Genomic DNA, 24,542 nt, shown 5'->3' with positions numbered 1-24,542 from the left:
GTCGTGACGTGACACTCATACAGATCAAGTCTACTGCTCGGATTTCCTCCACAGCGGGACTGCGACCCACCCGACCACGGCCCGGCTGGCGAACACGTCCGGACCCACCCCACCTGACCAGGTCTTCTCTCTCCGCTCCCACCAGAACCGGCCAGGACCGGCCCCTTTGATCCGGTCCGTTCCGATCCTCGGGGCGCACCCTCCCGCCCGCCCCGCGCGGGGCGGCCCGCCGAGGACCCCGTACCCTCATACCTCGTGAGTACGGTGTGCGTGGTGCGGCGGCTGGTGAAGACGTACCCTGCCGCGCGCGCCCGCCGAGGGGTTCCCGCCACCCCCGAGGTGCGCGCCACCGACGGCATCAGCCTGGAAGTCGAGGGCGGCGAGATCTTCGGACTCCTCGGTCCCAACGGCGCCGGCAAGTCCACTCTCGTGCGCCAGTTGACCGGTCTGATGCGGCCCGACGCGGGCGGCGTCGAGGTGCTCGGCCACGATCTCGTACGTCATCCGGAGCGCGCCGCCCGCCTCATCGGCTATCTCGGACAGGAGTCCCCGGCGCTCGACGAGCTGACCGTCTCGCTCGCCGCGGAGACGACCGGGCGGCTGCGCGGACTGACCACGCGGGACGCGCGCGCCGAACGGGACGCCGTCCTGGAGGAGCTGGGACTGACCGGACTGGCGGGGCGCGCCCTGAAGAGGCTCTCCGGCGGGGAGCGGCGGCTGGCCTGCTTCGCCACCACGCTCGTGGGAGAGCGCCCACTGCTCGTACTGGACGAACCCACCACCGGAATGGACCCCGTCGCCCGGCGGGCCGTCTGGGCGGCGGTCGACCGCCGCCGTGCCGAACGGGGAACGACCGTGGTGCTCGTCACCCACAACGTCATCGAGGCGGAGACCGTGCTCGACCGGGTCGCCGTACTGGAGCGCGGCCGGGTCATCGCCTGCGACACCCCCGGCGGGCTGAAGGAACGGATCGCGGGCGAGGTCCGGGTCGAGCTGCTGTGGCGCGAGCGCGCGCCGCTGGAAGTGCCCGAGGTCGCCGCGCTGCGCGGGTCCGCTCAGGAGTCCGGCCGCCGCTGGGTGCTCAGGCTCGCGCCCGACGAGGCGCGTGCGGCGGTCGCGGCGGTGACGGGCGGCGCGGCCTTCGCCGCGCTCGATGACTTCACGCTGGCGACGCCCAGCCTGGAGGACGTGTACTTGGCGCTCGGGGGGAACGCGACGAAGGGGCTGGTCAAAGCGTGAGCATCGTGCCCGCGGAGGCGGTGTCCGGGCGGACACAGATCAGGGACCACGGCGCGGCGGCGGTCGCCCCCGCGCCGCTCGCACCGAGGGCGCGGCTGGTGCCGGCGCTCGGCGCGGTGTACCGCGCGCAGTTGTCGCGGGCACGGGTCGCCCGGATTCCGCTGCTTTTCGTGGCGACGTTCCAGTCCGTCGGGATCATGGTCCTGATGCGGGGCGTCGTCGACGGCGGCGCGGAGGCGCGGGCCGTCGTCGCCGGATCGTCGGTGCTGGTGGTCGCGTTCGTCGCGCTCAACCTCCTCGCCCAGTACTTCGGACAGCTGCGGGGGAGCGGCGGCCTCGACCACTACGCGACGCTGCCGGTGCCGCCGGCGGCGGTGGTGCTCGGCGCGGCCGGCGCGTACGCCTCCTTCACCGTGCCCGGCGCCGTCTTCACGGCGGTCACCGGCAGCGTGCTCTTCCAGCTGCCCATGACACACCTGTGGGTCCTCGTCGCGGTCATCCCGCTCTCCGGAGCGGCCCTCGCCGGGCTCGGCGCGGCGCTCGGACTCCTCGCGCCACGGCCGGAACTCGCCACACTGCTCGGACAGTTGGGCATGTCCGCCGCGCTGCTGCTGGGCGTGCTCCCGGCGAGCAGGCTGCCGGAGCCGATCTCGTACGCGCGTGATCTGCTGCCCTCCACCTACGGGGTCGACGCGCTCGCCCGGACGTTCCAGACGAACCCCGACTGGGCGGTCGTCGGCCTTGACCTGGCGGTCTGCGCGGTGGTCGGTCTCGTATCGCTGACGGTCGCGACGTGGGCGTATCGCCGGGCGGCGGTCCGATGAGGCGAGGTCGCGACACGCCTGGCACGATGGCGTGGTGACCGCACCGCTGACACCGCCCCACCAGCCCCACCGCTCGTCGGACGAGCGTTCCCCGCAGCCGCCGCAGGCACACCAGCCGCACCGCCAGCAGCAGGGACATCAGTCGCAGCAAGGGCATCAGGGAGAGCAGGGGCACCCGGGGTCGCCGAGCGGTCCGGTGCCCCCGCACGGCCACGACGCGGGCGACCTGTACGGCGCCGGAGCCCCCGGCGACCCGGGCCGCTCCGGACTCCGGGCCGACCTGCGGGACGGCGCGATCGTGCTGGTGGCCATGGCGGTGCTGGGAGTGGCGCTGGGCCTGCTGTGGCTGTGGCTGGCCCCCAGGGTGCCGCTGGTCTCGGACGGAAAGGCCGTGTTCCTCCAGGACACCGAGGGCGAGGAGTCGATCGGCGCGGACGGAACGTTTGCCCTCCTGGGCCTGGCCTTCGGCGTGGTCACCGCCGCCGCGGTCTTCTGGTTCCGCCGCAGCGGCGGCATCGTCCTCGTGGCGGCCCTCGCCCTCGGCGGGCTCCTCGGCTCGGTCCTGGCCTGGCGCGTCGGCCTCTGGTTCGGTCCCACGAACGACGTGGTCGCCCACGCGAAGGCCGTCGGCGAGGGCGTCACCTTCGACGCCCCGCTGAAGATCAAGGCGTACGGCGTCCTCCTGGCCTGGTCCCTCGCGGCGATGGCGGCCCATCTGTCCCTGACGGCCCTGTTCGGCCCCCGCGACCCCCAACCCGAGCCGGACTGGTACACCCGAGAATCCACCTGACGTCCCGCCCGCCGTCCCGCCGCGGGCGGGGCAGCCGGGGGTCTTGGGCCTAGGCCGCTTCTGATGGATCTTGCTGGGCTCGCGTGCCCTGGCACCGCTCCCCCTCGGCCCTGCGGCCGGGGAGGTGCCCCCACCCTGGGCCTGGCGGCCCGGGAGGTACCCCCACCCTGGGCCTGGCGGCCCGGGAGGTACCCCGACCGCATGGATTCCCTCCTCCGCCTTGCGATGCACGGCACCAGACCCCGCTCCCTGATCCAGCCTGATCCATCAGAAACGACCTAGTGCCGGGCTACGCGGGTCGGCGGCCGTGGTTGGCCTTGCGGGTGCGCCACTTGCGCTTGCGGGTGCGTTTGGACATGGCGAGTCCCTCCCTCGACGGTTCCGTATCCATCTACGGTCTCTACGGTCGTAGCGAAGGAGCGGCCCGCCGTCGAGCCCCTAGGACTCCCTAGGACCCCCTAGGACTGCGATCTCGCCACCGCGAGCACGCCCTACGCGCGCCCGATCGGGGCCAGCACCGCCGACGTCAGCTCCGCCAGGTCCGACGGGGAGAGCTCGACCTCCAGACCGCGCCGTCCCGCCGAGACGCAGATCGTGGGATGGTCCGCGGCCGACGCGTCCAGAACCGTACGGAGGCGCTTGCGCTGACCGAGGGGGGAGATCCCGCCCCGGACGTACCCCGTGGTGCGCTCCGCCGCCGCCGGGTCCGCCATCGCCGCCCGCTTGCCGCCCACCGCGCCGGCCAGCGCCTTCAGGTCCAGCTGGCCCGCCACCGGCACCACGGCGACCGTCAGCTCCCCGTCCACGTCGGCGACGAGGGTCTTGAAGACCCGGTCCGGCGACACCCCGAGCGCCTCGGCGGCCTCCTCGCCGTACGACGGCGACGCCGGGTCGTGCTCGTACGCGTGGACCGTGAACGGTGTGCCCGCCGCGGTCAGCGCGACGGTCGCCGGGGTGCCGCCGGCCGCCTTCTTGGCCTTCTTCGCCACTTCACAGGCTCCTGTTCGCCCAGAGGTTCGGCCGGGACCGGCCGGCTTCGTCCGGAGGTTCGGTCGGGGCCGGCCGGCTCCGACCGAAGGATCAGTAAGGATCAGTAAGGATCAGTTGGGACTGGTCGGCGTCCGGGTCAGATCCACCGCCGGGAGCGACGGAAGATGCCGGATCACCGCGGTCTCCGCGCGCAGCAGCGTCAGCTCCTCGCGCAGCCTCGCCGCCGTGTCGTCCGCCTCCAGGAGCCGCTGCTTCGCGGGTGTGTCCAGTACGGCCGCCGCCGCGACCAGGTACGACACCACCGACGGCTCGTCCGGCAGATCCGCGCCGCTCGACAGGGACCGCTCCCGCGCTCCCGCGAGCCGCTTCTGGTAGCTGCGGAAGGCCCGCAGCACGCCCTCGGCCAGCGCCCCGGCCTCCTCCCCGGTCTCCTCCGGGATCTCCTCCAGCTCGGCCGTCAGGAAGGGACCGCTCGCGTCGACGGAGAGAATCCTGACCCGGGTCGTACCGGTGGCGAGCACCTCGAAGCTGCCGTCCTCCCGCTCCCGGATCGTCGCCGCGTCCGCGATACAGCCCACGGAGTGGAACGCCTGGACCGGATCGTCGCCGAAGCCCGCGGCCGGTCCGCGCTCGGGCTCCGCGGTCCGGTCCGGCATACCGGGCGCGGTCGGCGCGACTTCGTGGCCGTCGCGGATGGCGACCACCGCGAACAGGCGCGGCTCCGACTCGTCCGTCTTCAACAGCTCGCGCATCATGGCGCGATAACGCTCCTCGAAGACGTTCAGGGGCAGGACGAGGCCCGGGAAGAGCACCGAGTTCAGCGGAAAGAGCGGGAGTCGAGCGGTGGTCACGACGGACAAGCCTAGTGGTCCGCGGATCCCCGGTGGTCCGCGGATCCGCTTCGTCCGGCCCCGGCCCACAGAGGCGTCATGGCGGCCAGCCTCAGCCGCACTGCGGTGCGCGCCTCCAGAAAGCGGCCGAGCGGATCCTCGGAGAAGTAGACCCAGGGAAAGGAGGTCGCGTACGGCCCTATCTGCCGGAACTGCTCCAGCGCCGCCTCCCATCGGCCCCGTCTGACCAGTACGGACGCCAGGAGGTTGCGTATCTCCGCGGGCCAGGGGTCCCCTGCCCGGTAGCCGGCGGAGAGTCCGATCGCGAGATCGGCCGCCGCGTCGATGCGGTCGTTCTGCACGGAGGTGGTTCCGGTGGAGCCGGCGTCACGGCTCAGCAGCTGCGCGAACGCGGCCCGCACCGGCAGTGCCTGGATCAGCGAGCCCGGCAGCGCGTCCGAGGCCGCCTTCTCGGCGAAGTCGAAGCACTCACGGTGGGAGCCGTACCACTGGGCGGAGAGATAGCGCAGCGCCGCGACATGACACCCGTAGTGGTGCGAGGAACGGCGTACGGCTTGCTCCCACAGCGATTCGAAGGCGGTGTGCTGGGCATGGGTGCCGCGCGCGTGGTCCAGCGAGATCCGCCACGGCACCGGATCCTCGGGGGCGCCGTCCGCCGCCGCGTCGATCAGCGGCCCGATCTCCCGCAGCCGTTCGGCGCGCGCCGGGGAGGCCCAGGCCCTGCGGACCTCCAGTTCCGCCTTGACGACGAGCGCGTCCGGGTCCCTGGGGGCCGCGGCCAGCCAGCGCACCAGCCACTCGTCCCGCGCGTACGCGAAGGCCGCGAGCCGGGTGACATGGCGGTCCCGGCTCTCCCACTCCGCCGCGCCACGCGTGGTCGCCAGCAGCTTGGCGGCCGGTTCCCAGTCGCCGAGCGCGGCGGCCACGAGCGTCGGGGCCATCCGTTCGTCGGGAGCGTCGAGGAGCACGGCCTCGTCGGGCGGCAGGCCCGTCGAGGCCGTGCCGAGGTGTGGCGCATGGCGGATCCTGCGTGCGGTGAGCAGGAGGGCGCGAAGCAATGACATCGTGCGGACCATTGAAAACCGCAGGTCGGAGCCGCGCCAGGGAATCCCTGTGAAGCTTTGGTAGCGGCAAAATGGTTGTCCTACCCCAGGCCAAGAGAGCGTAAAGACGGGCCAAGAGAGGGTAAAGAAGCGTGGTCGTTCCGGGGTGGAGAATCCCATACGGCCGCCCTTGTGCCACCCGTCTCCACAGCCACGGAGGACTACGGAGGAAGGCAGGCGCCCCAGGGGCCCCAAGGGCGGCGACGACCGCGTGCCGCAACGCGCTGCCCGCACCGGCGGTGAGGCTACCGGGCGTCACCCACTCCGGCAGTGCGGCTTGGCGGCCTCACCCGCGCCGCAGCAGTCTGGACGCCCCCGCCGCCACCGTCGTCGCCAGAATCCATCCCAGCAGCACCAGACCCGCCGCGGCCCACTGCCAGGGGCCCGTCAGCCGCCAGTAGCCGTCCTGGCCGAGGTTGATCACCGGGATCAGCAGATCCAGCGCGTAGAGCGGCGCGTTCCACCGGGGATGCTCGTCCCTCTTGATCGGTTCGGGGTCCACCTGCGCGAACGCCAGCGCGCCCGCCGCCCACAGCACCGCCATCCACAGCGCGGCCCGGCCCGGCCGGTAGCCGTACGCCACCGTCAGATCCTGGAGGTGGCCCCAGAGCTTCGCGGCCAGCGGCAGCGTCTCCCGCCGCCGCCGCTGCTTGGCGAGCAGCACCTCGCGCGCGTCCGCGTCCTCACCGCTGTTGCGGAGCACGGTCGCGAGCCGCTCATACGGCTCCGGGGAGTACTCGGGCGTCGCCGACGCCACCCACTCCAGCCGCCGGCTCAGCGGAAACGCCTGGTACGGCACGAGGTTCTCGTACACGAACCCGCCCATCGCCAGACCGCCGGGACCCGGCCAGCTCGCCGCCAGGTCGACCAGGGTGACGACCTTCGCGCCGTTCAGCACGACCCGCCCCTCCTCGGGGCGCTCCGCGTTGAATCGCAGCTCGGGGGTGACGATCCGGCGCAGGGACAGCTCCTCGCCCGCGCTGAGCACGAAACGCGCCCGGTGCAGATCCACCGCGTCCCCGAACCGGCCGTCGTCCAGACGCACCCCTCCGTAGCACTCGAACGGCTGAATCCGGGTGCCCTGCCTGGCGCCCGTGCCCCGGACGCCGAACGGCGGGGTGACCCCCTGATTCCCGGTCTCGCTCACCCAGGCGGCCGTCAGATAGAGCGTCCTCTCCACCGTGAGCTGGGGTGCGTTCAGGGCGCGGCGCTCGGCGGTGCCCCGCAGCTTGCTGCCGCGCAGACTGAGGGAGACCCCGACCTTCGCGCCCCGGAGACTGAACTCCCCGTACGTCTGGATCAGTTCGGCCTGCAGATCCTGTGCGACCAGCATTCCGTCGGCCGAGATCGCCCGGCCCTTGCGGTCCGGCCGCACATGGATCTGGTTGATCAGCAGATCGGTGCCGATCTGCGCGTCGGTGAGCCGGATGCCGTGCTCGACCCGGCAGCGCGGCAGATGCAGATCGCCCTCGGTGCGCAGCCGTGCCGCCTCCAGCTTCGGAATCGCGCAGCCCACCATGCGCACGGTCGTGACATGCGCCTCGGGCATCAGGATCTCGCTGTCGAAACGGCAGCCGTGCAGCTCCACATAGGGCGCGACCGTGCCGCCCGCGAGCTTGAGCGTGCCGGATATCTGCACCCCGCGCAGTTTGAGCGCGGCGACCCGCCCCGGCCTCGCCGGCGGACCGCTCAGCAGCAGCCGGGCGACGACGAAGGCGCGGACCGTGCGCTCGGGCCCCCAGGGCCGGGCCGAGAACGGATCGTTCCGCAGCGGATCGGGGTCGCTCGCGTCGAACGTGCCCCCGGCTCTGAAGGCGTTCCACATCCGCTGCTCGGACGGGCTCAGCCCATCCGGAGGTCCATCGTCCGGCGGCTCGGGCACAGCCGTTTCCCCCGTTTCCCTCACTCGTGCGAATGGCTTGTGCGAAGTCGCGCGCAGCCCCGTCCAGCGGTCTTCCCGCTGAGTGACGGAGCGAACGCTAGTGGTCATCGGCTGCCCGTGGGGTGGCCGTGACCTGTATCAGCCAGTGATACGGGGAACGGCGGCCGATCCGGGTCTGAGAGAATTGGCGGTGTGATCTCCCGAATCGATCTGCGCGGCGACGCCCTCCCCGAAGGCGCCGCTCTGCGCGACCTGCTGCCCCGTGCCGAGTTCGACGTGGAAGCCGCCCTGGAGAAGGTGCGGCCCATCTGCGAGGACGTACGCCATCGCGGCACGGCTGCGCTGATCGAGTACGCGGAGAGATTCGACGGCGTCACCCTGGAGCGGATCCGGGTGCCCGAGGCCGCGATCAAGGAAGCCCTGGAGCAGCTCGACCCCGGCGTCAGGGCCGCCCTGGAGGAGTCCATCCGGCGCGCCCGGATCGTCCACCGCGCCCAGCGCCGCGCCGAGCACACCACCGAGGTCGTCCCCGGCGGCACGGTCACCGAGAAGTGGGTCCCGGTCGACCGCGTCGGGCTCTACGCGCCCGGCGGCCGGTCCGTCTACCCCTCGTCCGTGATCATGAACGCGGTCCCGGCGCAGGAGGCGGGCGTCACCTCCATCGCCCTCGCGTCCCCGCCGCAGAAGGAGCACGGCGGCCTTCCCCACCCGACGATCCTCGCCGCCTGCGCCCTCCTCGGCGTCGACGAGGTGTACGCGGCCGGCGGCGCGCAGGCCGTCGCGATGTTCGCGTACGGCACCACGGGCCCCGACGGCTGCCCCCCGGCGAACATGGTCACCGGCCCCGGCAACATCTGGGTCGCCGCCGCCAAGCGCTACTTCACCGGCCGGATCGGCATCGACACCGAGGCCGGGCCGACCGAGATCGCCGTCCTCGCCGACGCCACCGCCGACCCGGTCCATGTCGCCGCCGACCTCATCAGCCAGGCCGAGCACGACCCGCTGGCCGCCGCGGTCCTGGTCACCGACTCCAGCGCGCTCGCTGACGCGGTCGAGAAGGAGCTGGAGCCGCAGATCGCCGCCTCCCGGCACATCGAGGACCGCATCGTCCCGGCCCTGTCCGGCAGGCAGTCCGCGATCGTCCTCGTCGACGGCGTCGAGGAGGGGCTGAGGGTCGTCGACGCGTACGGCGCCGAACACCTGGAGATCCAGACCGCCGACGCCGCCGCGGTCGCCGCGCGGGTACGGAACGCGGGCGCGATCTTCGTCGGCCCCTTCTCGCCCGTCTCCCTCGGCGACTACTGCGCGGGCTCCAACCACGTCCTGCCGACCGGCGGCTGCGCCTGCCACTCCTCGGGCCTGTCCGTCCAGTCCTTCCTGCGCGGCATCCACATCGTGGACTACACGCGGGACGCCCTCGCCGAGGTGACCCACCACGTCGTCACGCTCGCGGAGGCGGAGGACCTGCCCGCGCACGGCGCGGCGATGAAGGCAAGGTTCGGCTGGAAGGTGCCCGGCAAGTGAACGACCCGATCGGTATCGACGATCTGCCCATCCGCGAGGAGCTGCGCGGCAAGACGCCCTACGGCGCCCCCCAGCTCGACGTGCCCGTACAGCTCAACACCAACGAGAACCCGTATCCGCTGCCCGAGCCCCTCGTCGAGCGCATCGCCGAGCGGGTACGGGAGGCGGCGCGCGGCCTCAACCGCTACCCCGACCGGGACGCGGTCGAACTCCGCACCGAGTTGGCCGCCTATCTGACCCGTACGGCAGGCCACCCGGTCTCCGTGAAGAACGTCTGGGCGGCCAACGGCTCCAACGAGGTCCTCCAGCAGCTCCTTCAGACCTTCGGCGGCCCCGGCCGCACGGCCATCGGCTTCGAGCCCTCGTACTCGATGCACGCACTGATCTCCCGCGGCACCGGCACCGGCTGGCTCTCCGGCCCGCGCCGGGACGACTTCACCGTCGACCTCGCCGCCGCCGAGCGCGCCATCGCCGAGCACCGGCCCGACGTGGTCTTCATCACCTCGCCCAACAACCCCACGGGCACGGCGGTCGACGCCGGGACGGTCCGCGCGCTCTACGAGGCCGCCCAGGCCGCTCGGCCCTCCCTCGTGATCGTCGACGAGGCGTATGTGGAGTTCAGCCACCGGCCCTCCCTGCTGCCGCTGATCGAGGGCCGCCCGAACCTGGTGGTCTCCCGGACGATGTCCAAGGCGTTCGGCGCGGCCGGACTCCGCCTCGGCTATCTGGCCGCCCACCCGGCGGTGGTCGACGCGGTCCAGCTCGTACGCCTGCCGTACCACCTCTCGGCCGTCACCCAGGCCACCGCGCTCGCCGCCCTGGAGCACACCGATACGCTGCTCGGGTATGTCGAGCAGCTCAAGACCGAGCGGGACCGCCTGGTCGCCGAGCTGCGTGCCATCGGCTACGAGGTCACCGACTCCGACGCCAACTTCGTGCAGTTCGGACGGTTCGAAGGCGAAGGCGCCACGCAGGACGCCTGGCGGAAGATCCTCGACCGGGGCGTCCTGGTCAGGGACAACGGCGTACCGGGCCGGCTGCGGGTCACCGCGGGCACGCCCGCCGAAAACGACGCGTTCCTCGACGCGGTACGTGAGTTGAAGAAGGAGCAGAGCGCATGAGCCGCGTGGGCAGGGTGCAGCGGACCACCAAGGAGACGTCCGTCGTCGTCGAGATCGATCTCGACGGCACCGGGCAGGTCGAGGTCTCGACCGGGGTCGGTTTCTACGACCACATGCTCGACCAGCTCGGTCGGCACGGCCTGTTCGACCTCACGGTGAAGACCGAGGGCGATCTCCACATCGACTCGCACCACACCATCGAGGACACCGCGCTCGCGCTGGGCGCGGCCTTCCGGCAGGCGCTCGGCGACAAGGTCGGCATCTACCGCTTCGGCAACTGCACCGTCCCCCTGGACGAGTCGCTCGCCCAGGTCACCGTGGACCTCTCCGGCCGCCCGTACCTCGTACACACCGAGCCGGAGAACATGGCGCCCATGATCGGCGCCTACGACACCACCATGACCCGGCACATCCTGGAGTCCTTCGTCGCCCAGGCCCAGATCGCCCTGCACGTCCACGTCCCGTACGGGCGCAACGCGCACCACATCGTCGAGTGCCAGTTCAAGGCGCTCGCCCGCGCGCTGCGCTACGCCTCGGAACGCGACCCGCGCGCCGCCGGAATCCTCCCCTCCACGAAGGGCGCGCTGTGAACGGCCTCGCCACCATCCTGATCGTGGTCGGGCTCTTCTTCCTCGGCGGCGTCTACTCCTTCGCCAAGCAGGGGTTGCCCAAGGGCGTGATCGCGCTGCTCGCCATCGGGGCGGGGATGGCCCTGGTCGCCGGTGTGCTCCGGCTGGACGTGTGGTCATGAGCGCACCGAAGAAGGTCGTCGTCTTCGACTACGGATTCGGCAACGTCCGCTCCGCGGAGAGGGCGCTGGCCCGCGTCGGAGCCGATGTCGAGATCACCCGCGACTTCGACGAGGCCATGAACGCCGACGGGCTCCTCGTCCCCGGCGTCGGCGCGTTCTCCGCCTGCATGGAGGGACTGCGCAAGGCCCGCGGCGAGTGGATCATCGGCCGCAGGCTCTCCGGAGGCCGGCCCGTCATGGGCATCTGCGTCGGCATGCAGATCCTCTTCGCCCGCGGCATCGAGCACGGTGTGGAGTCCGAGGGGCTCGACGAGTGGCCCGGCACGGTCGGCCCGCTCAAGGCCCCGATCGTCCCCCACATGGGCTGGAACACGGTCGACGCCCCCGCCGACAGCACCCTCTTCGCCGGGGTCGACCCCGGCGCCCGGTTCTACTTCGTGCACTCCTACGCGGTGCACGAGTGGGATCTGGAGATCACCAACCCCGCCATCCGCGCGCCCCATGTCACCTGGGCCACCCACGGCGAGCGCTTCGTCGCCGCCGTGGAGAACAGCGCGCTCTGGGCGACGCAGTTCCACCCCGAGAAGTCCGGCGACGCCGGCGCCCAGCTGCTGACCAACTGGATCGGAACACTGTGACCAAGCTCGAACTCCTCCCCGCCGTCGACGTCCGCGACGGACAGGCCGTCCGCCTCGTCCACGGCGAGTCCGGTACGGAGACGTCGTACGGCTCCCCCCTGGAAGCCGCCCTCGCCTGGCAGCGCGCGGGCGCCGAATGGCTGCACCTGGTCGACCTCGACGCCGCGTTCGGCACGGGCGACAACCGCGCGCTGATCGCCGAGGTCGCCGGGAACATCGCCGGTCACGGCGTCAAGGTGGAGCTGTCCGGCGGCATCCGCGACGACGCCTCCCTCACCGCGGCCCTCGCCACCGGCTGCACCCGCGTCAACCTCGGCACGGCCGCCCTGGAGACCCCCGAGTGGGTCGCCAAGGTCATCGCCCGGCACGGCGACCAGATCGCCGTCGGACTGGACGTACGCGGCACCACCCTGCGCGGCCGTGGCTGGACCCGCGACGGCGGCGACCTCTACGAGACCCTGGCGCGACTCGACTCCGAGGGCTGCGCCCGGTACGTCGTCACCGACATCGCCAAGGACGGCACGCTCCAGGGGCCCAATCTGGAGCTGCTGAAGAACGTCTGCGCCGCCACCGACAAGCCCGTCGTGGCGTCGGGCGGCGTCTCCTCGCTGGACGACCTCCGCGCGATCGCCGGGCTCGTCCCGCAGGGCGTGGAGGGCGCGATCGTCGGCAAGGCGCTCTACGCGAAGGCGTTCACGCTGGAGGAGGCTCTCGCGGCGGTGTCCTCATGACGGAGGCGGACCAGGACATCCGGCGGATCGCGAGCGGGTCCCCCTGGGAGGACGTCTTCGGGTTCGCACGTGCCGTGGCGGTGGGCGACCGGGTGGTCGTCGGCGGGACGACGTCCTTCAAGGGCCCGATACTGTACGGCGAGGGCGACCCCTACGAGCAGGCGCGGGTCGCCATGTCCAACGCCCTCGCGGCCATCGGCGAACTGGGCCTCGGCCCCGAGTCCGTCGTCCTCACCCGGCTGATCCTGACCCACGCGCGGGACGTGGACGCGGTCGGCCGCGCCCATCGGGAAGTCTTCGGCTCCGTCCGCCCCGTGATGACCATGACGATCGTCTCCGGCTTCGTCGACCCGCGGATCCTGGTCGAGGTCGAACTGGAGGCGTACCGGGGCAATCGCAACGGCCAGGGGGAGCGGGAGGAGGACTCATGACACTCGCCGTCAGGGTCATCCCCTGTCTCGACGTCGACAACGGCCGCGTCGTCAAGGGAGTCAACTTCCAGAATCTGCGGGACGCGGGCGACCCGGTCGAGATGGCCAAGCTGTACGACGCCGAGGGCGCGGACGAGCTGACGTTCCTCGACATCACCGCCTCGTCCGGCAACCGGGAGACGACGTACGACGTGGTCCGCCGTACCGCCGAGCAGGTCTTCATCCCGCTCACCGTCGGCGGCGGCGTCCGCTCGGCCGACGACGTGGACCGGCTGCTGCGGGCCGGGGCCGACAAGGTGGGCGTCAACACCGCGGCGATCGCCCGCCCCGAACTGATCCGCGAGATCGCCGAGCGCTTCGGCCGCCAGGTCCTCGTCCTCTCCGTCGACGCGCGCCGTACCCCGTCGGGCTCCTTCGAGGTCACCACGCACGGCGGGCGGAAGGGCACGGGCATCGACGCGGTCGAATGGGCCCACCGGGCCGCCGAACTCGGCGCCGGCGAGATTCTGCTGAACTCGATGGACGCCGACGGCACGAAGGACGGCTACGACACCGAGATGATCACGGCCGTGCGCGAGCACGTCACCGTCCCCGTGATCGCCAGCGGCGGCGCGGGGCGGCTGGCGGACTTCCCTCCGGCCGTCGACGCGGGAGCGGACGCGGTGCTCGCCGCCTCGGTCTTCCACTTCGGCGATCTGCGGATCTCCCAGGTGAAGGACGTGCTCAGAGAAGCGGGCCACCCGGTCCGCTGAGCTTCCCGGGCCCGGCCGCTCACCCCGTATGACGGGGCGGAGGCGACCGGGCCCACCGGCATCACGTCACGGCCGCCGCCGGGGGCCTGAGTTCCGGGCTCCGTTGGACGTCCCGACAGCGTTGTCGCGGGGGCGGGAGCCCCAGTCGCGGACCGCCGGGCCCACGGCTCCACCGCTCACATGGCGATGCCCAGCTTCGAGTCCCGGACCAGCCCCACGGCATCCTTCTCGCCCTCGATCTCCACCCGCGCCGCGTCCTGGCGGCCGAAGGTGAACATCGTCAGCTCGCTCGGCTCGCCCGTCACGGTGACCACGGGCGTGCCACGGTGGGCGACGACGGTCTGACCGTCGGGGCGGCGCAGTACCAGACCGGCCGGGGACTTGCGGCCGAGCAGCCGGGCCGCCTTCTCCAGACGGGCCCAGAGCGCGTCCTCGAAGACCCGGTCCAGCGGACGCGGGGTCCAGTCGGGCTGGGCGCGGCGCACATCCTCGGCGTGGACGTAGAACTCGACCGTGTTCGCGGCCTCGTCCACCTGTTTGATCCCGTACGGGGACATCTTCGGCGGCCCGGTACGGATCAGCTGGATCAGCTCTTCGTACGGCTTCTCCGCGAACTCCGCCTGCACCCGGTCCAGCCGGGGCTTCAGCACCGAGAGCAGGATTCCGCCCGCCGCGTCGGCGCGACGCTCGCGCACCACGACATGGGCCGCGAGATCCCGTGTCCGCCAGCCGTCGCAGAGCGTCGGGGCGTCGGGACCGGCGTCTTCCAGCAGGTCCGCGAGGAGGAGCCGTTCACGCTTCGCATGGGTCGACATATTCGCCAGCGTACGGCCGACGCGACCGGTCCGCCCAGTGGACGTTCCCACACCGGACCCCGCCCGGGCGGCACAATGGGCGCATGACCAGCAGCGTTCCCGCGAGCCCCCTCGACCCCGCAGTCGCCGCCCGTCTCAAGCGCTCCGCCGACGGGCTGCTCCCCGCCATCGCCCAGCAGTACGACACCGGTGAGGTGCTGATGCTCGGCTGGATGGACGACGAGGCCCTCCACCGCACCCTGACCACCGGCCGGGCGACCTACTGGTCCCGCAGCCGGCAGGAGTACTGGGCCAAGGGCGACACCTCCGGCCATGTCCAGCACGTCAAGTCCGTCGCCCTGGACTGCGACGCGGACACCGTCCTTCTCAAGGTCGACCAGATCGGAGCCGCCTGTCACACCGGGGCCCGCACCTGCTTCGAAGCCGATGTCCTCCCGCTCGGCCAGTAGCGACGTCCTCCCGTTCGGCCAGTAGGGTCGGGCCCCATGGACCTGGAGACTTTCCGCAAGCTCGCCGCCGACCGCCGTGTCATCCCCGTCAGCCGCCGCCTCCTCGCGGACGGCGACACCCCGGTCGCGCTCTACCGCAAGCTTGCCGCCGAGCGCCCCGGCACCTTCCTGCTGGAGTCGGCGGACGGGGGCGCCTCCCACACCGTGGGAGGCGGGGGAGGCAGCTCATGGTCCCGCTACTCCTTCGTCGGGGTGCGCAGCGCCGGGACGCTCACCGAGCGTGAGGGCCAGGCCCACTGGCTGGGCACCCCGCCCGTCGGCGTACCCGTGGAAGGCGATCCGCTGGCGGCCCTGCGCGCCACCGTGGAGACGCTGCACACCCCCCGCGATCTGGCCTCCGGGCTGCCGCCCTTCACCGGCGGCATGGTCGGCTATCTCGGCTACGACATCGTCCGCAGGCTGGAGAAGATCGGACCGGGCGAGCGCGACGACCTCAAGCTCCCCGAGCTGACCATGCTCCTGACCTCGGACCTCGCGGTGCTCGACCACCGGGACGGCACGGTCCTGCTGATCGCCAACGCCATCAACCACAACGACCTCGACACCGGGGTCGACGAGGCGTACGCGGACGCCGTCGCCCGGCTCGACGCGATGGAACATGATCTGGCCCGCCCGCTCGTCTCCCCGCCCGTCGCGCTGCCGAGGTCCGAACTGCCCGAGTTCTCCGCCCTCTGGGGCGGCGAGGACTACCAGGCGGCCGTCGAGGACGTCAAAGAGCGCATCCGGGCCGGCGAGGCGTTCCAGGTGGTGCCGTCGCAGCGGTTCGAGACACCCTGCGAGGCGAGCGCTCTGGACGTCTACCGCGTCCTGCGGGCCACCAACCCCAGCCCGTACATGTATCTGTTCCGCTTCGACGGTTTCGACGTGGTGGGCTCCAGCCCCGAGGCCCTGGTCAAGGTCGAGGACGGGCACGCGATGGTCCACCCCATCGCCGGGACCCGCCCGCGCGGAGCGACCCCGCAGGAGGACCAGGCCCTCGCCGACGAGCTGCTGGCCGACCCCAAGGAGCGCGCCGAGCACCTGATGCTCGTCGACCTCGGCCGCAACGACCTGGGCCGCGTCTGCGAGCCGGGCACCGTCGAGGTCGTCGACTTCATGTCCGTCGAGCGGTACTCCCACGTCATGCACATCGTCTCGACGGTGACCGGCGAGGTCGCCGAAGGCCGTACCGCGTTCGACGTCCTGACCGCCTGCTTCCCCGCGGGCACCCTCTCCGGGGCGCCCAAGCCCCGCGCGATGCAGATCATCGACGAGCTGGAGCCCTCCCGGCGGGGCCTGTACGGCGGCTGCGTGGGCTACCTCGACTTCGCCGGGGACTCCGACACCGCGATCGCCATCCGCACGGCGCTGCTGCGCGACGGCACGGCGTACGTGCAGGCGGGAGCCGGTGTGGTGGCCGACTCCGACCCGGTCGCCGAGGACACCGAGTGCCGTAACAAGGCCGCCGCCGTCCTCCGCGCGGTCCATACCGCCAACCGGATGAACGGCCGGACCGGCCGGTAACCACTACCGGGCTGAAAGACGGCTCGAGGCGTAAGGGATAGTGGGGTATGTGAGCGCAGTCCCCGTACCCCAGCCCCGCGCCGGATCCGCCGCTTCCATCGCCGCCGACCGCGGCCGCCGCAGCCTCGCCGCGGCCCTGCTCCTCGGCGCCGTCGGCGCGACCGTCGTACTGCTCGCCTCCGGCCAGATCTGGGCCGAGGGCACGGCTGACGTCGGCGGCGGCACCCTGCCGCTGGACGCCGACGGCGGCGATGTGACCGGTGTGCCGACCGCCCTCGCCATCGTGGGCCTCGCCGCGCTGGTCGCCGTCTTCGCCGTACGCCGCGCGGGCAGGTTCCTCGTATCGGCGCTGCTCGCCCTCAGCGGCGCGGGCGCGGCCCTCGCCTCCTTCCTCGGGGCCTCCGACGCGGACGCGCTCGACGAGAAGGCGGCCGAGACCACCGGCGACGCCGCCGCCACGATCGACGGGCTCACGCACACCGCCTGGCCCTATGTGACCATGGCCGCCGGTGTGCTGATCCTCCTCGCGGGGCTGCTGGCCCTGAGATACGGCCGGCTCTGGCCGACCATGTCGGGCCGGTACGAGCGCGACGGCAGCCCCCGCTCCCGCAAGGCGCCGACCGTGGACCCGGACCGGCCCGAGGACCTGTGGAAGGCGCTGGACCGCGGCGAGGACCCGACCGACCGGCAGTAGCGGCCGATCGGGGCCGACCGGTCCGGAACGGGGCCGAGCCCGACGGAAACGGACCGGAGCCCCGGCCGGACGGACGGTGGACAGGCGGGACGGACGGTGGACGGGCCGGACAGGCGGGGACGGGCGGTGGACAGGCCGTTCCGGACCCGGCCGCGGGCCCGCGGCCCACGGGAGCGGACATGCGCCCTCCCGTCCGGCGGGCTTCTTCCCGAACCGGCTGTGACCTTGTCCTCAGCGGCCCGCCGCCCCGGCGTTTCACGGCGCGCGGCTGCCCGACGGCGGGTGTGATCTCCGTCTCATCACCCCGGCCTCAGATCGGTTCACGGCGTACGGGACAATGAACGACGAGCCTCCGGCTCGCATCGGGCGCAGGCGTTCCGCCGCGCTCATCAAAGCGTCACAGCAACGAGGAGCGATTCATGTCGGGCACCGCCCACGGACACACACCGGCTGCCTGGGCCGGTGTCACCATCTCCTTCATCGGCTTCTGCGTCGCCGGCGTCTTCATGGTCGCCGCCAACCCGCTCGGCTTCTGGGGCGGCATCGCCATCGTGTTCGTCGGCGGCGGCGTCGGCCTCGCGATGAAGTCGGCCGGCATGGGTGCGCCGAAGGAGTCCGCGGTCCGGATCCAGGCCCGCGAGAGGGCGACGCAGATCGCCCGCACGCGTCCGACGGGGGCAGTGTTCTCCTCGTCCTCCTCCTGACCCACGGGCCCTCACCGGGCCCCCGGCCGACCCCGGCCACGCTACGCAGGGCGCAGACCGGCAGCCGCCGGGCTGCGCCTTTCCGTCACCGTGGAGAGAATCACGGAGTGGACGCCATGACTTCTTCCTCCGTCACACCCGTGCCCGGACCGGGCCAGGAGGCCCCCGTCGGGGCCTCCTCCGCCGGGACCGCCCTGGGCGGGACCGCTCCCGAAGCCGCCAGAGCCGCTCTTCCCGAACCCTCGTCAGGATCCCCGGCCGGGCTTGCCCCCGGCCCCGAATCCGGCCCCGCTCTCGGCCCCGCCTCCGCGGCCGTTCCCGGACCGTCCGCCCATGGGCCGGTGCCCGGCACCGCCCCCGGAGCCGCCCCGGAACCCGCCTCATGGCCCGCCGGCCCGACCTCCGCCCCGCCCCCCGGAACCGGGCACTCCGCCCGCTGGGCCGCTCCCGTACCCGCCGTGGGAGCGCCGACGCCCCCGTCGCGGCCCCAGTCCCTCGCGCGCCGGCTCGTGGCACCGCTCGCCACCATGGCCGGGGTCGCCGCGGCCTTCGCGTACGTCGGCGCCATCGACCCCAACGAGCCCGGCCACTACCCCGCCTGCCCCCTGCTGCGCTACACCGGCGTGTTCTGTCCGGGATGCGGCGGGCTGCGCAGCGCGCACGCCTTCATCCACGGCGACCTGGCCACCGCTTTCGGCGCGAACGCCGTCGCCGTCATCGGCTACGGCGTCTTCGCCGTCCTCTGGACACTTTGGCTGATTCGCGTCGTTCGGGGGAGGCCCGCGGCGAGCTGGCGGATCTCCGTCGCCCCCGTCTGGTGGTGGTCGATCGGCGCGGCCGTACTGATCTTCAGCGTGGTGCGGAACCTGCCTTTCGGCTCCGCGCTTGCCCCGTGACCGGCTCCTCGGGACCCGCGGCGACCTGCTCCGGGTCCCAGCCAGTGGGACAGCCACCGGCCGGATGTGAGGCCCGAGCCGTCCTGCGGATACCATCGACATGGCTGATCCTTGACCATCAACGTCCCGGAAGGGGGCCGCTCGCGTGAGTGTGCTCGACGAGATCATCGAAGGCGTACGCGCCGACCTCGCAGAGCGGCAGACGCGCGTCAGCCTCGACGAGCTCAAGGAACGCGCGGCCCGCGCCCCCGTGGCCAAGGACGGCGCCGCGGCTCTGCGCGGCGAAGGCGTCCAGGTGATCTGCGAGGTCAAGCGCTCCAGCCCGTCGAAGGGCGCGCTCGCCGCGATCGCCGACCCGGCCGCCCTGGCCGCGGACTACGAGGCGGGCGGCGCGGCCGTCATCTCCGTCCTGACCGAACAGCGCCGCTTCGGCGGCTCGTTGGCGGACCTCGAAGCCGTCCGGGCACGGGTCGACATCCCCGTGCTCCGCAAGGACTTCATCGTCACCGCCTACCAGCTGTGGGAGGCCCGTGCGTACGGAGCCGACCTGGCGCTCCTGATCGTCGCCGCGCTGGAGCAGGAGGCCCTGGTCTCCCTGATCGAGCGCGCCGAGTCGATCGGGCTCACCCCGCTCGTCGAGGCGCACGACGAGGACGAGGTCGAGCGCGCGGTGGCCGCCGGAGCGAAGGTCATCGGCGTCAACGCCCGCAACCTGAAGACGCTCCAGGTCGACCGTGGCACCTTCGAGCGGGTCGCCCCCGAGATTCCGGCGCATATCGTCAAGATCGCCGAGTCCGGGGTACGCGGACCGCACGATCTGATCGCCTACGCCAACGCGGGAGCCGACGCGGTACTCGTCGGCGAGTCCCTCGTCACCGGCCGTGACCCCAAGTCGGCCGTCGCCGACCTGGTCGCGGCGGGCGCGCACCCCGCACTGCGCCACGGCCGGAGCTGACGCCTCCCATGCCCGCCGCCGCCCTCCGCCCCGCGCGTCCCGCCCCCGGTGACGCGTACGCCCGCCTCGCCCGCGGCTGCCGCCCTCGCGGCTGCCGCGCCCCGGCGCGACGGGTGCACGGGCGGAGGGTGCGGTACGTCATCGGCTCGGAGCCCGGCCAGGTCAACGGCATGCGATGGCGCGGAGTGCACGCGCCCCGCTGAACCGGTTCTCCCCTCCTCGCGCCTCGAGGTCCGCGGAGGCGGCCACCGTACGGCGGACTCACGGCCGAGCGGTCACGATCGTCCCGGGCAGGCAGCCGCGCGCCGATCGCCGGACGCGTTCCCGTCGGCACGCTCCGGGCGGCTGCCCGGAACGCTCCCGCACGGGCCACCGCCTGTCGCGCCACGGGCAGGCGAGGCACCGACGGCAGCCCCACACCGTGTGGGGCGTCCGTACGGTCCGGCCCGCGCGGACGAGACCGTACGGCGAGACCGCGGCGGCGCGGGCGCGCGCATACCGTGTCCTTTGCACACCAGACTTCAGGGGCGTCAGCCCCTTCTGAGGAGTACGTCGATGTCTTCGGACTTCTTCATTCCGGACCCGGAGGGTCAGGTTCCCAGCGCCGCTGGATACTTCGGCGCCTTCGGCGGCAAGTTCATTCCCGAGGCGCTCGTCGCCGCGGTGGACGAGGTCGCCGTCGAGTACGACAAGGCGAAGGCGGACCCCGCCTTCGCGGCAGAGCTGGACGACCTCCTGGTCAACTACACCGGCCGCCCGAGCGCCCTCACCGAGGTTCCGCGCTTCGCCGAGCACGCGGGTGGAGCGAGGGTCTTCCTGAAGCGGGAGGACCTGAACCACACCGGTTCGCACAAGATCAACAATGTGCTGGGCCAGGCGCTGCTCACCAAGCGCATGGGCAAGACACGCGTCATCGCCGAGACCGGGGCCGGCCAGCACGGCGTCGCCACCGCGACCGCCTGTGCGCTCTTCGGCCTGGAATGCACTATCTACATGGGCGAGATCGACACCCGCCGCCAGGCGCTGAACGTCGCCCGGATGCGGATGCTCGGCGCCGAGGTCGTCCCGGTGAAGTCCGGCAGCCGGACACTGAAGGACGCCATCAACGAGGCGTTCCGCGACTGGGTCGCCAACGTCGACCGGACGCACTATCTGTTCGGTACGGTCGCGGGCCCCCACCCCTTCCCGGCGATGGTGCGCGACTTCCACCGGGTCATCGGCGTGGAGGCCCGCCGCCAGATCCTCCAGCGGGCGGGCCGGCTCCCCGACGCGGCCATCGCCTGCGTCGGCGGCGGCTCCAACGCGATCGGGCTCTTCCACGCGTTCATCCCGGACGCGGACGTACGGCTCATCGGCTGCGAGCCCGGCGGACACGGCCTCGACTCCGGCGAGCACGCGGCCACCCTCACCGCGGGCGAGCCCGGCATCCTGCACGGATCGCGGTCGTACGTCCTCCAGGACGACGAGGGCCAGATCACCGAGCCGTACTCGATCTCGGCCGGCCTCGACTATCCGGGCATCGGCCCCGAGCACTCGTATCTCAAGGACAGCGGCCGGGGCGAGTACCGCGCGATCACCGACGACGAGGCGATGGAGGCGCTGCGGTTGCTGTCGCGCACCGAGGGCATCATCCCGGCGATCGAGTCCGCGCACGCGCTCGCCGGAGCGCTGGACGTCGGCCGCGAACTGGGCGAGGGCGGGCTGCTCCTCGTCAATCTGTCCGGCCGGGGCGACAAGGACATGGACACGGCCGCCCGTTTCTTCGGGCTGTACGACGGAACCGCAGAGGAGGCCGCGAAGTGAGCGGAAACGTGACCCTGCTGAGCGACACCCTCGCACGGGCCAAGGCCGAGAACCGGGCCGCGCTCATCGCCTACCTCCCGGCCGGCTTCCCGACCGTGGACGGCGGCATCGAGGCGGTCAAGGCCGTCATCGACGGCGGCGCGGACATCGTCGAGGTCGGGCTGCCGCACAGCGACCCCGTCCTCGACGGCCCGGTCATCCAGACCGCCGACGACATCGCCCTCCGCGGCGGCGTCAGGATCGCCGATGTGATGCGCACGGTCCGCGAGGCCCATGCCGCCACCGGCAAGCCCATCCTGGTGATGACGTACTGGAACCCGATCGACCGGTACGGCATCGCCCGCTTCACCGCCGAACTCGCCGAGGCGGGCGGCGCGGGCTGCATCCTGCCCGACCTCCCGGTCGAGGAGTCCGGCGTATGGCGGGAACACGCCGAGAAGCACGGTCTCGCCACCGTCTTCGTCGTCGCCCCGAGCAGCAAGGACGCCAGGATCGCCCGGATCACCGAAGCCGGTTCCGGCTTCGTGTACGCGGCCTCGCTGATGGGCGTCACCGGCACCCGCGAGTCGGTGGGCGCACAGGCCGAGGACCTCGTGGAGCGCACCCGCGCCACCACCGATCTTCCGGTCTGCGTCGGCCTCGGCGTCTCCACCGCCGGGCAGGCCGCAGAGGTCGCAGCCTTCGCCGACGGAGTCATCGTCGGATCCGCGTTCGTCAAGCGCCTCCTCGACGCACCGGACGCCGAAGCGGGCATCGCGGCCGTGCGCACCCTGGCCGCGGACCTCGCCGGAGGCGTGCGCATGGGCCGCACCGGCGGGTAACACGGCGGCCGGAGGGGTTCACCGGCCGGGCCTCCCCGGCCGGCCTCCCCGGTCACCGCACGGGGGCCGTCCGTACGTGGAGTCGCTCGTGCGCATTGCTCGTACGAATCGCTCGTATGGGTGGATCGGGTACCGGGGAGGCGCGTACGCGCCTCCCCGGTTCGTTTGCGGGTTGTGAGCGAGAAGAATCATGAACGGAATCGGACAGCGCGAGAGCGGATCCAGCGGGAGCGACGGCTGGAGAAGTCGCGCGAGAGGCGACGTCGCCTGGTGATCGTGTCCGCCGCGGTGGTCGCGGTCCTCGGCCTCGCGGCGGTCGTCGGCGTCCTCGCGGCGAGTGCCGACAAGGAGAAGGACAGCGGCTCCGTGGCCGGACCGCTGCTCGCGCCCTCGGGCGCCGAGGGCAAGGAGCAGCTCGCCATCCCGGTGGGCGCCAGCGACGCCCCGTCCACGCTCACGGTGTGGGAGGACTTCCGCTGCCCGGTCTGCGCCCAGTTCGAGAATGTGATGCGGGACACCATCCACGAGCTGGAGAAGTCCGGGCAGCTCAAGGTCGAGTACCACTTCGCCACCATCATCGACGGGAACATGGGCGGCACCGGCTCCCTGCGCGCCGCCAACGCCGTGGCCTGCTCCCAGGACGCCGGCAAGTTCGCCCCGTACCACGATGTGCTCTACCGGAACCAGCCGCCGGAGTCCGACGACGCCTTCGCGGACAACGGCAGGCTGATCGAGCTGGCGGGCAAGGTCGGCGGTCTCGACACGGCCGGATTCCGCAGCTGTGTGGAGGACGGCAAGCACGACTCCTGGGTCAACAAGTCGAACACGGCGTTCCAGAACGGCGGCTTCCGCGGGACCCCGACCGTGCTCCTCAACGGTGAGTCGATCTTCCCGGACAAGGGCGGCAAGCAGATTTCCCCGGAGAATCTCAAGAAGTGGGTCGCAGAAGCGAACAAGGGGAAGAAGCCGGGGACCCAGCGCCCGAGCCCGGCGGCCTCCTGAGGGCCCTCACCAGGCATTTCCCGGCGTTTTCCGACGCGCCACGGCCCCGGAGCCCCCTTGGCTCCGGGGCCGCCCTCGTTATGCAGACGTTGCCGGGGCACTTGCCGAGTCCACTGCTAAGCAAGGTAGCGTCGGGTCTGCCATGGAACTTGCCTACATTCCCAGCCCGTCGTCCGGCGCGATCCACATCGGACCGCTTCCGCTGCGCGGCTACGCGTTCTGCATCATCATCGGTGTCTTCGTGGCCGTCTGGTACGGCAACAAGCGCTGGATCGCCCGGGGCGGCAAAGCCGGTACCGTGGCGGACATCGCGGTCTGGGCCGTGCCCTTCGGCCTGGTCGGCGGGCGGCTCTACCATGTGATCACCGATTACCAGCTGTACTTCAGCGACGGTAAGGACTGGGTCGACGCCTTCAAGATCTGGGAGGGCGGCCTCGGTATCTGGGGTGCGATCGCGCTGGGCGCGGTGGGCGCGTGGATCGGCTGCCGCCGCCGTGGGATCCCGCTGCCGGCCTGGGCGGACGCCCTCGCACCGGGCATCGCCCTGGCACAGGCGATCGGCCGCTGGGGCAACTGGTTCAACCAGGAGCTGTACGGAAAGCCGACGGATCTGCCGTGGGCGCTCGAGATCTCCGCGGGCGCGAACCGTGAGGCGGGGCTCTACCACCCGACGTTCCTCTACGAGTCGCTGTGGTGCGTCGGTGTGGCCTTGCTGGTCATCTGGGCCGACCGCCGCTTCAAGCTGGGCCATGGCCGGGCGTTCGCCCTCTATGTCGCGGGGTACTGCGCGGGCCGCGCCTGGATCGAGTATCTGCGGGTCGACGAGGCGCACGAGGTTCTGGGGCTGCGGCTGAACGTCTGGACCGCGATCATCGTCTTCACCCTGGCTGTGGCGTACATCGTGATCTCGGCGCGGATCCGGCCGGGGCGCGAGGAGATCGTGGAGCCCGACAGGCAGGACGCCCGCGGCGTCGACGGTGCTCAGCCCGCCGATGGCACGGACGGCAGCGACAGCGCCGAGGGCGCGGCCGAGGGCGGGAAGCCGTCCTTGGCGAAGTCGACGCCCGCATCCACGCCTGCATCCGCATCCACTCCCGCGTCCGCATCCGCGTCCGATGACAAGGGCGGGCCGGCCGGCTCCAAGGGCTCCACCGCCTCCGTGGCGGAAGCGGACACGGGGAACTGACCGCACGGACGGCGCGGCGCGGGCCGG

At 72.2% G+C, this 24,542-nt stretch carries 26 protein-coding genes and 1 pseudogene; 22 read left to right on the top strand and 5 right to left on the bottom strand.

The window, feature by feature from the left end:
* Positions 1–264 precede the first annotated feature (264 nt).
* Genes ACWEFL_RS16660 through ACWEFL_RS16650 form a run of 3 tightly spaced genes read left to right on the top strand, consistent with a single transcriptional unit; the run spans position 265 to position 2,853 of the window.
* Positions 265–1,239, top strand: coding sequence for an ABC transporter ATP-binding protein (locus ACWEFL_RS16660; RefSeq protein ID WP_451712638.1), 975 nt, complete (start codon positions 265–267; stop codon positions 1,237–1,239).
* Positions 1,236–2,063, top strand: a complete 828-nt coding sequence (locus ACWEFL_RS16655; protein ID WP_451712603.1) for an ABC transporter permease — start codon at positions 1,236–1,238, stop codon at positions 2,061–2,063. Before ACWEFL_RS16660 ends, ACWEFL_RS16655 begins: the two co-directional genes overlap by 4 nt.
* 34 nt (positions 2,064–2,097) lie before the next feature.
* Positions 2,098–2,853 carry an ABC transporter permease gene (locus ACWEFL_RS16650; protein ID WP_451712601.1) on the top strand — a complete coding sequence of 252 codons (756 nt, stop codon included), beginning with the start codon at positions 2,098–2,100 and terminating at the stop codon, positions 2,851–2,853.
* Positions 2,854–3,344: 491 nt separating this feature from the next.
* Here the strand turns inward: ACWEFL_RS16650 and ybaK are convergent, their stop codons facing one another.
* The 4 genes from ybaK to ACWEFL_RS16630 all read right to left on the bottom strand — a co-directional run bounded on the left by ybaK (position 3,345) and on the right by ACWEFL_RS16630 (position 7,622).
* The gene (gene ybaK, locus ACWEFL_RS16645; RefSeq protein ID WP_451712599.1) at positions 3,345–3,842 is read right to left on the bottom strand and encodes a Cys-tRNA(Pro) deacylase; all 498 of its coding nucleotides are present in this window, start codon (positions 3,840–3,842) and stop codon (positions 3,345–3,347) included.
* Positions 3,843–3,953: 111 nt separating this feature from the next.
* A complete protein-coding gene (locus ACWEFL_RS16640; protein ID WP_451712596.1) occupies positions 3,954–4,694 on the bottom strand; it encodes an LON peptidase substrate-binding domain-containing protein in 741 nt (246 codons plus the stop codon).
* 11 nt (positions 4,695–4,705) lie between these two features.
* Positions 4,706–5,770 carry a hypothetical protein gene (locus tag ACWEFL_RS16635; RefSeq protein ID WP_451712595.1) on the bottom strand — a complete coding sequence of 355 codons (1,065 nt, stop codon included), beginning with the start codon at positions 5,768–5,770 and terminating at the stop codon, positions 4,706–4,708.
* A 313-nt stretch (positions 5,771–6,083) separates the two neighbouring features.
* The gene (locus tag ACWEFL_RS16630; protein WP_451712636.1) at positions 6,084–7,622 is read right to left on the bottom strand and encodes an oxidoreductase; all 1,539 of its coding nucleotides are present in this window, start codon (positions 7,620–7,622) and stop codon (positions 6,084–6,086) included.
* A 249-nt stretch (positions 7,623–7,871) separates the two neighbouring features.
* Between ACWEFL_RS16630 and hisD the strand changes: the two genes are divergently transcribed.
* Genes hisD through hisF form a run of 8 tightly spaced genes read left to right on the top strand, consistent with a single transcriptional unit; the run spans position 7,872 to position 13,627 of the window.
* Positions 7,872–9,203: a histidinol dehydrogenase gene (hisD, locus tag ACWEFL_RS16625; protein ID WP_451712593.1), complete on the top strand. Its 1,332-nt coding sequence runs from the start codon at positions 7,872–7,874 to the stop codon at positions 9,201–9,203.
* Complete coding sequence (locus ACWEFL_RS16620) at positions 9,200–10,324, top strand: histidinol-phosphate transaminase (protein WP_451712590.1); 1,125 nt, start codon at positions 9,200–9,202, stop codon at positions 10,322–10,324. The genes hisD and ACWEFL_RS16620 overlap by 4 nt, the downstream gene beginning before the upstream one ends.
* Complete coding sequence (gene hisB / locus ACWEFL_RS16615; protein WP_451712587.1) at positions 10,321–10,914, top strand: imidazoleglycerol-phosphate dehydratase HisB; 594 nt, start codon at positions 10,321–10,323, stop codon at positions 10,912–10,914. Before ACWEFL_RS16620 ends, hisB begins: the two co-directional genes overlap by 4 nt.
* The gene (locus tag ACWEFL_RS16610) at positions 10,911–11,075 is read left to right on the top strand and encodes a hypothetical protein (protein ID WP_451712585.1); all 165 of its coding nucleotides are present in this window, start codon (positions 10,911–10,913) and stop codon (positions 11,073–11,075) included. The genes hisB and ACWEFL_RS16610 overlap by 4 nt, the downstream gene beginning before the upstream one ends.
* On the top strand, positions 11,072–11,713 hold the full coding sequence (hisH, locus tag ACWEFL_RS16605) for an imidazole glycerol phosphate synthase subunit HisH (RefSeq protein WP_451712582.1): 642 nt from the start codon (positions 11,072–11,074) through the stop codon (positions 11,711–11,713). The genes ACWEFL_RS16610 and hisH overlap by 4 nt, the downstream gene beginning before the upstream one ends.
* Positions 11,710–12,444 carry a bifunctional 1-(5-phosphoribosyl)-5-((5-phosphoribosylamino)methylideneamino)imidazole-4-carboxamide isomerase/phosphoribosylanthranilate isomerase PriA gene (gene priA / locus ACWEFL_RS16600; RefSeq protein WP_451712579.1) on the top strand — a complete coding sequence of 245 codons (735 nt, stop codon included), beginning with the start codon at positions 11,710–11,712 and terminating at the stop codon, positions 12,442–12,444. The genes hisH and priA overlap by 4 nt, the downstream gene beginning before the upstream one ends.
* Complete coding sequence (locus ACWEFL_RS16595) at positions 12,441–12,875, top strand: RidA family protein (RefSeq protein ID WP_451712576.1); 435 nt, start codon at positions 12,441–12,443, stop codon at positions 12,873–12,875. The genes priA and ACWEFL_RS16595 overlap by 4 nt, the downstream gene beginning before the upstream one ends.
* Positions 12,872–13,627 carry an imidazole glycerol phosphate synthase subunit HisF gene (gene hisF / locus ACWEFL_RS16590; RefSeq protein ID WP_451712573.1) on the top strand — a complete coding sequence of 252 codons (756 nt, stop codon included), beginning with the start codon at positions 12,872–12,874 and terminating at the stop codon, positions 13,625–13,627. The genes ACWEFL_RS16595 and hisF overlap by 4 nt, the downstream gene beginning before the upstream one ends.
* A gap of 176 nt (positions 13,628–13,803) precedes the next feature.
* Here the strand turns inward: hisF and ACWEFL_RS16585 are convergent, their stop codons facing one another.
* Positions 13,804–14,442, bottom strand: a complete 639-nt coding sequence (locus tag ACWEFL_RS16585; protein WP_451712571.1) for a TIGR03085 family metal-binding protein — start codon at positions 14,440–14,442, stop codon at positions 13,804–13,806.
* An 83-nt stretch (positions 14,443–14,525) separates the two neighbouring features.
* Here ACWEFL_RS16585 and hisI point away from each other — a divergent pair, with 83 nt between their 5' ends.
* From hisI to lgt, 11 genes and pseudogenes are all read left to right on the top strand, one after another.
* Positions 14,526–14,891, top strand: coding sequence for a phosphoribosyl-AMP cyclohydrolase (hisI, locus tag ACWEFL_RS16580; RefSeq protein WP_451712568.1), 366 nt, complete (start codon positions 14,526–14,528; stop codon positions 14,889–14,891).
* A gap of 36 nt (positions 14,892–14,927) precedes the next feature.
* Positions 14,928–16,454, top strand: coding sequence for an anthranilate synthase component I (locus ACWEFL_RS16575; protein WP_451712565.1), 1,527 nt, complete (start codon positions 14,928–14,930; stop codon positions 16,452–16,454).
* A gap of 40 nt (positions 16,455–16,494) precedes the next feature.
* Entirely contained in the window at positions 16,495–17,148 is a 654-nt protein-coding gene (locus ACWEFL_RS16570; RefSeq protein WP_451712562.1) for a TIGR02234 family membrane protein, read from the top strand.
* Positions 17,149–17,567: 419 nt separating this feature from the next.
* Positions 17,568–17,852 (top strand): HGxxPAAW family protein, encoded by a 285-nt coding sequence (locus ACWEFL_RS16565; RefSeq protein WP_451712559.1) that lies wholly within the window; start codon positions 17,568–17,570, stop codon positions 17,850–17,852.
* Positions 17,853–17,968: 116 nt separating this feature from the next.
* A complete protein-coding gene (locus tag ACWEFL_RS16560) occupies positions 17,969–18,748 on the top strand; it encodes a DUF2752 domain-containing protein (protein WP_451712556.1) in 780 nt (259 codons plus the stop codon).
* Positions 18,749–18,893: 145 nt separating this feature from the next.
* Positions 18,894–19,703: an indole-3-glycerol phosphate synthase TrpC gene (gene trpC / locus ACWEFL_RS16555; protein ID WP_451712553.1), complete on the top strand. Its 810-nt coding sequence runs from the start codon at positions 18,894–18,896 to the stop codon at positions 19,701–19,703.
* An 8-nt stretch (positions 19,704–19,711) separates the two neighbouring features.
* Positions 19,712–19,906 carry a tryptophan biosynthesis modulator TrpM gene (gene trpM, locus ACWEFL_RS16550; protein ID WP_451712551.1) on the top strand — a complete coding sequence of 65 codons (195 nt, stop codon included), beginning with the start codon at positions 19,712–19,714 and terminating at the stop codon, positions 19,904–19,906.
* A 352-nt stretch (positions 19,907–20,258) separates the two neighbouring features.
* A complete protein-coding gene (gene trpB / locus ACWEFL_RS16545; RefSeq protein WP_451712550.1) occupies positions 20,259–21,506 on the top strand; it encodes a tryptophan synthase subunit beta in 1,248 nt (415 codons plus the stop codon).
* Positions 21,503–22,327: a tryptophan synthase subunit alpha gene (trpA, locus tag ACWEFL_RS16540; RefSeq protein WP_451712547.1), complete on the top strand. Its 825-nt coding sequence runs from the start codon at positions 21,503–21,505 to the stop codon at positions 22,325–22,327. The genes trpB and trpA overlap by 4 nt, the downstream gene beginning before the upstream one ends.
* A 174-nt stretch (positions 22,328–22,501) precedes the next feature.
* Entirely contained in the window at positions 22,502–23,329 is an 828-nt protein-coding gene (locus ACWEFL_RS16535) for a DsbA family protein (RefSeq protein WP_451712544.1), read from the top strand.
* Between the two features lie 142 nt (positions 23,330–23,471).
* Positions 23,472–24,365, top strand: a pseudogene (lgt, locus tag ACWEFL_RS16530) (prolipoprotein diacylglyceryl transferase); the annotation flags it as partial.
* Positions 24,366–24,542 lie beyond the last annotated feature (177 nt).

This window comes from Streptomyces sp. NPDC004838, assembly GCF_053600955.1.
The sequence above is the reverse complement of the archived record's forward strand: the minus strand, read 5'-3'. Positions and strand labels throughout refer to the sequence as shown.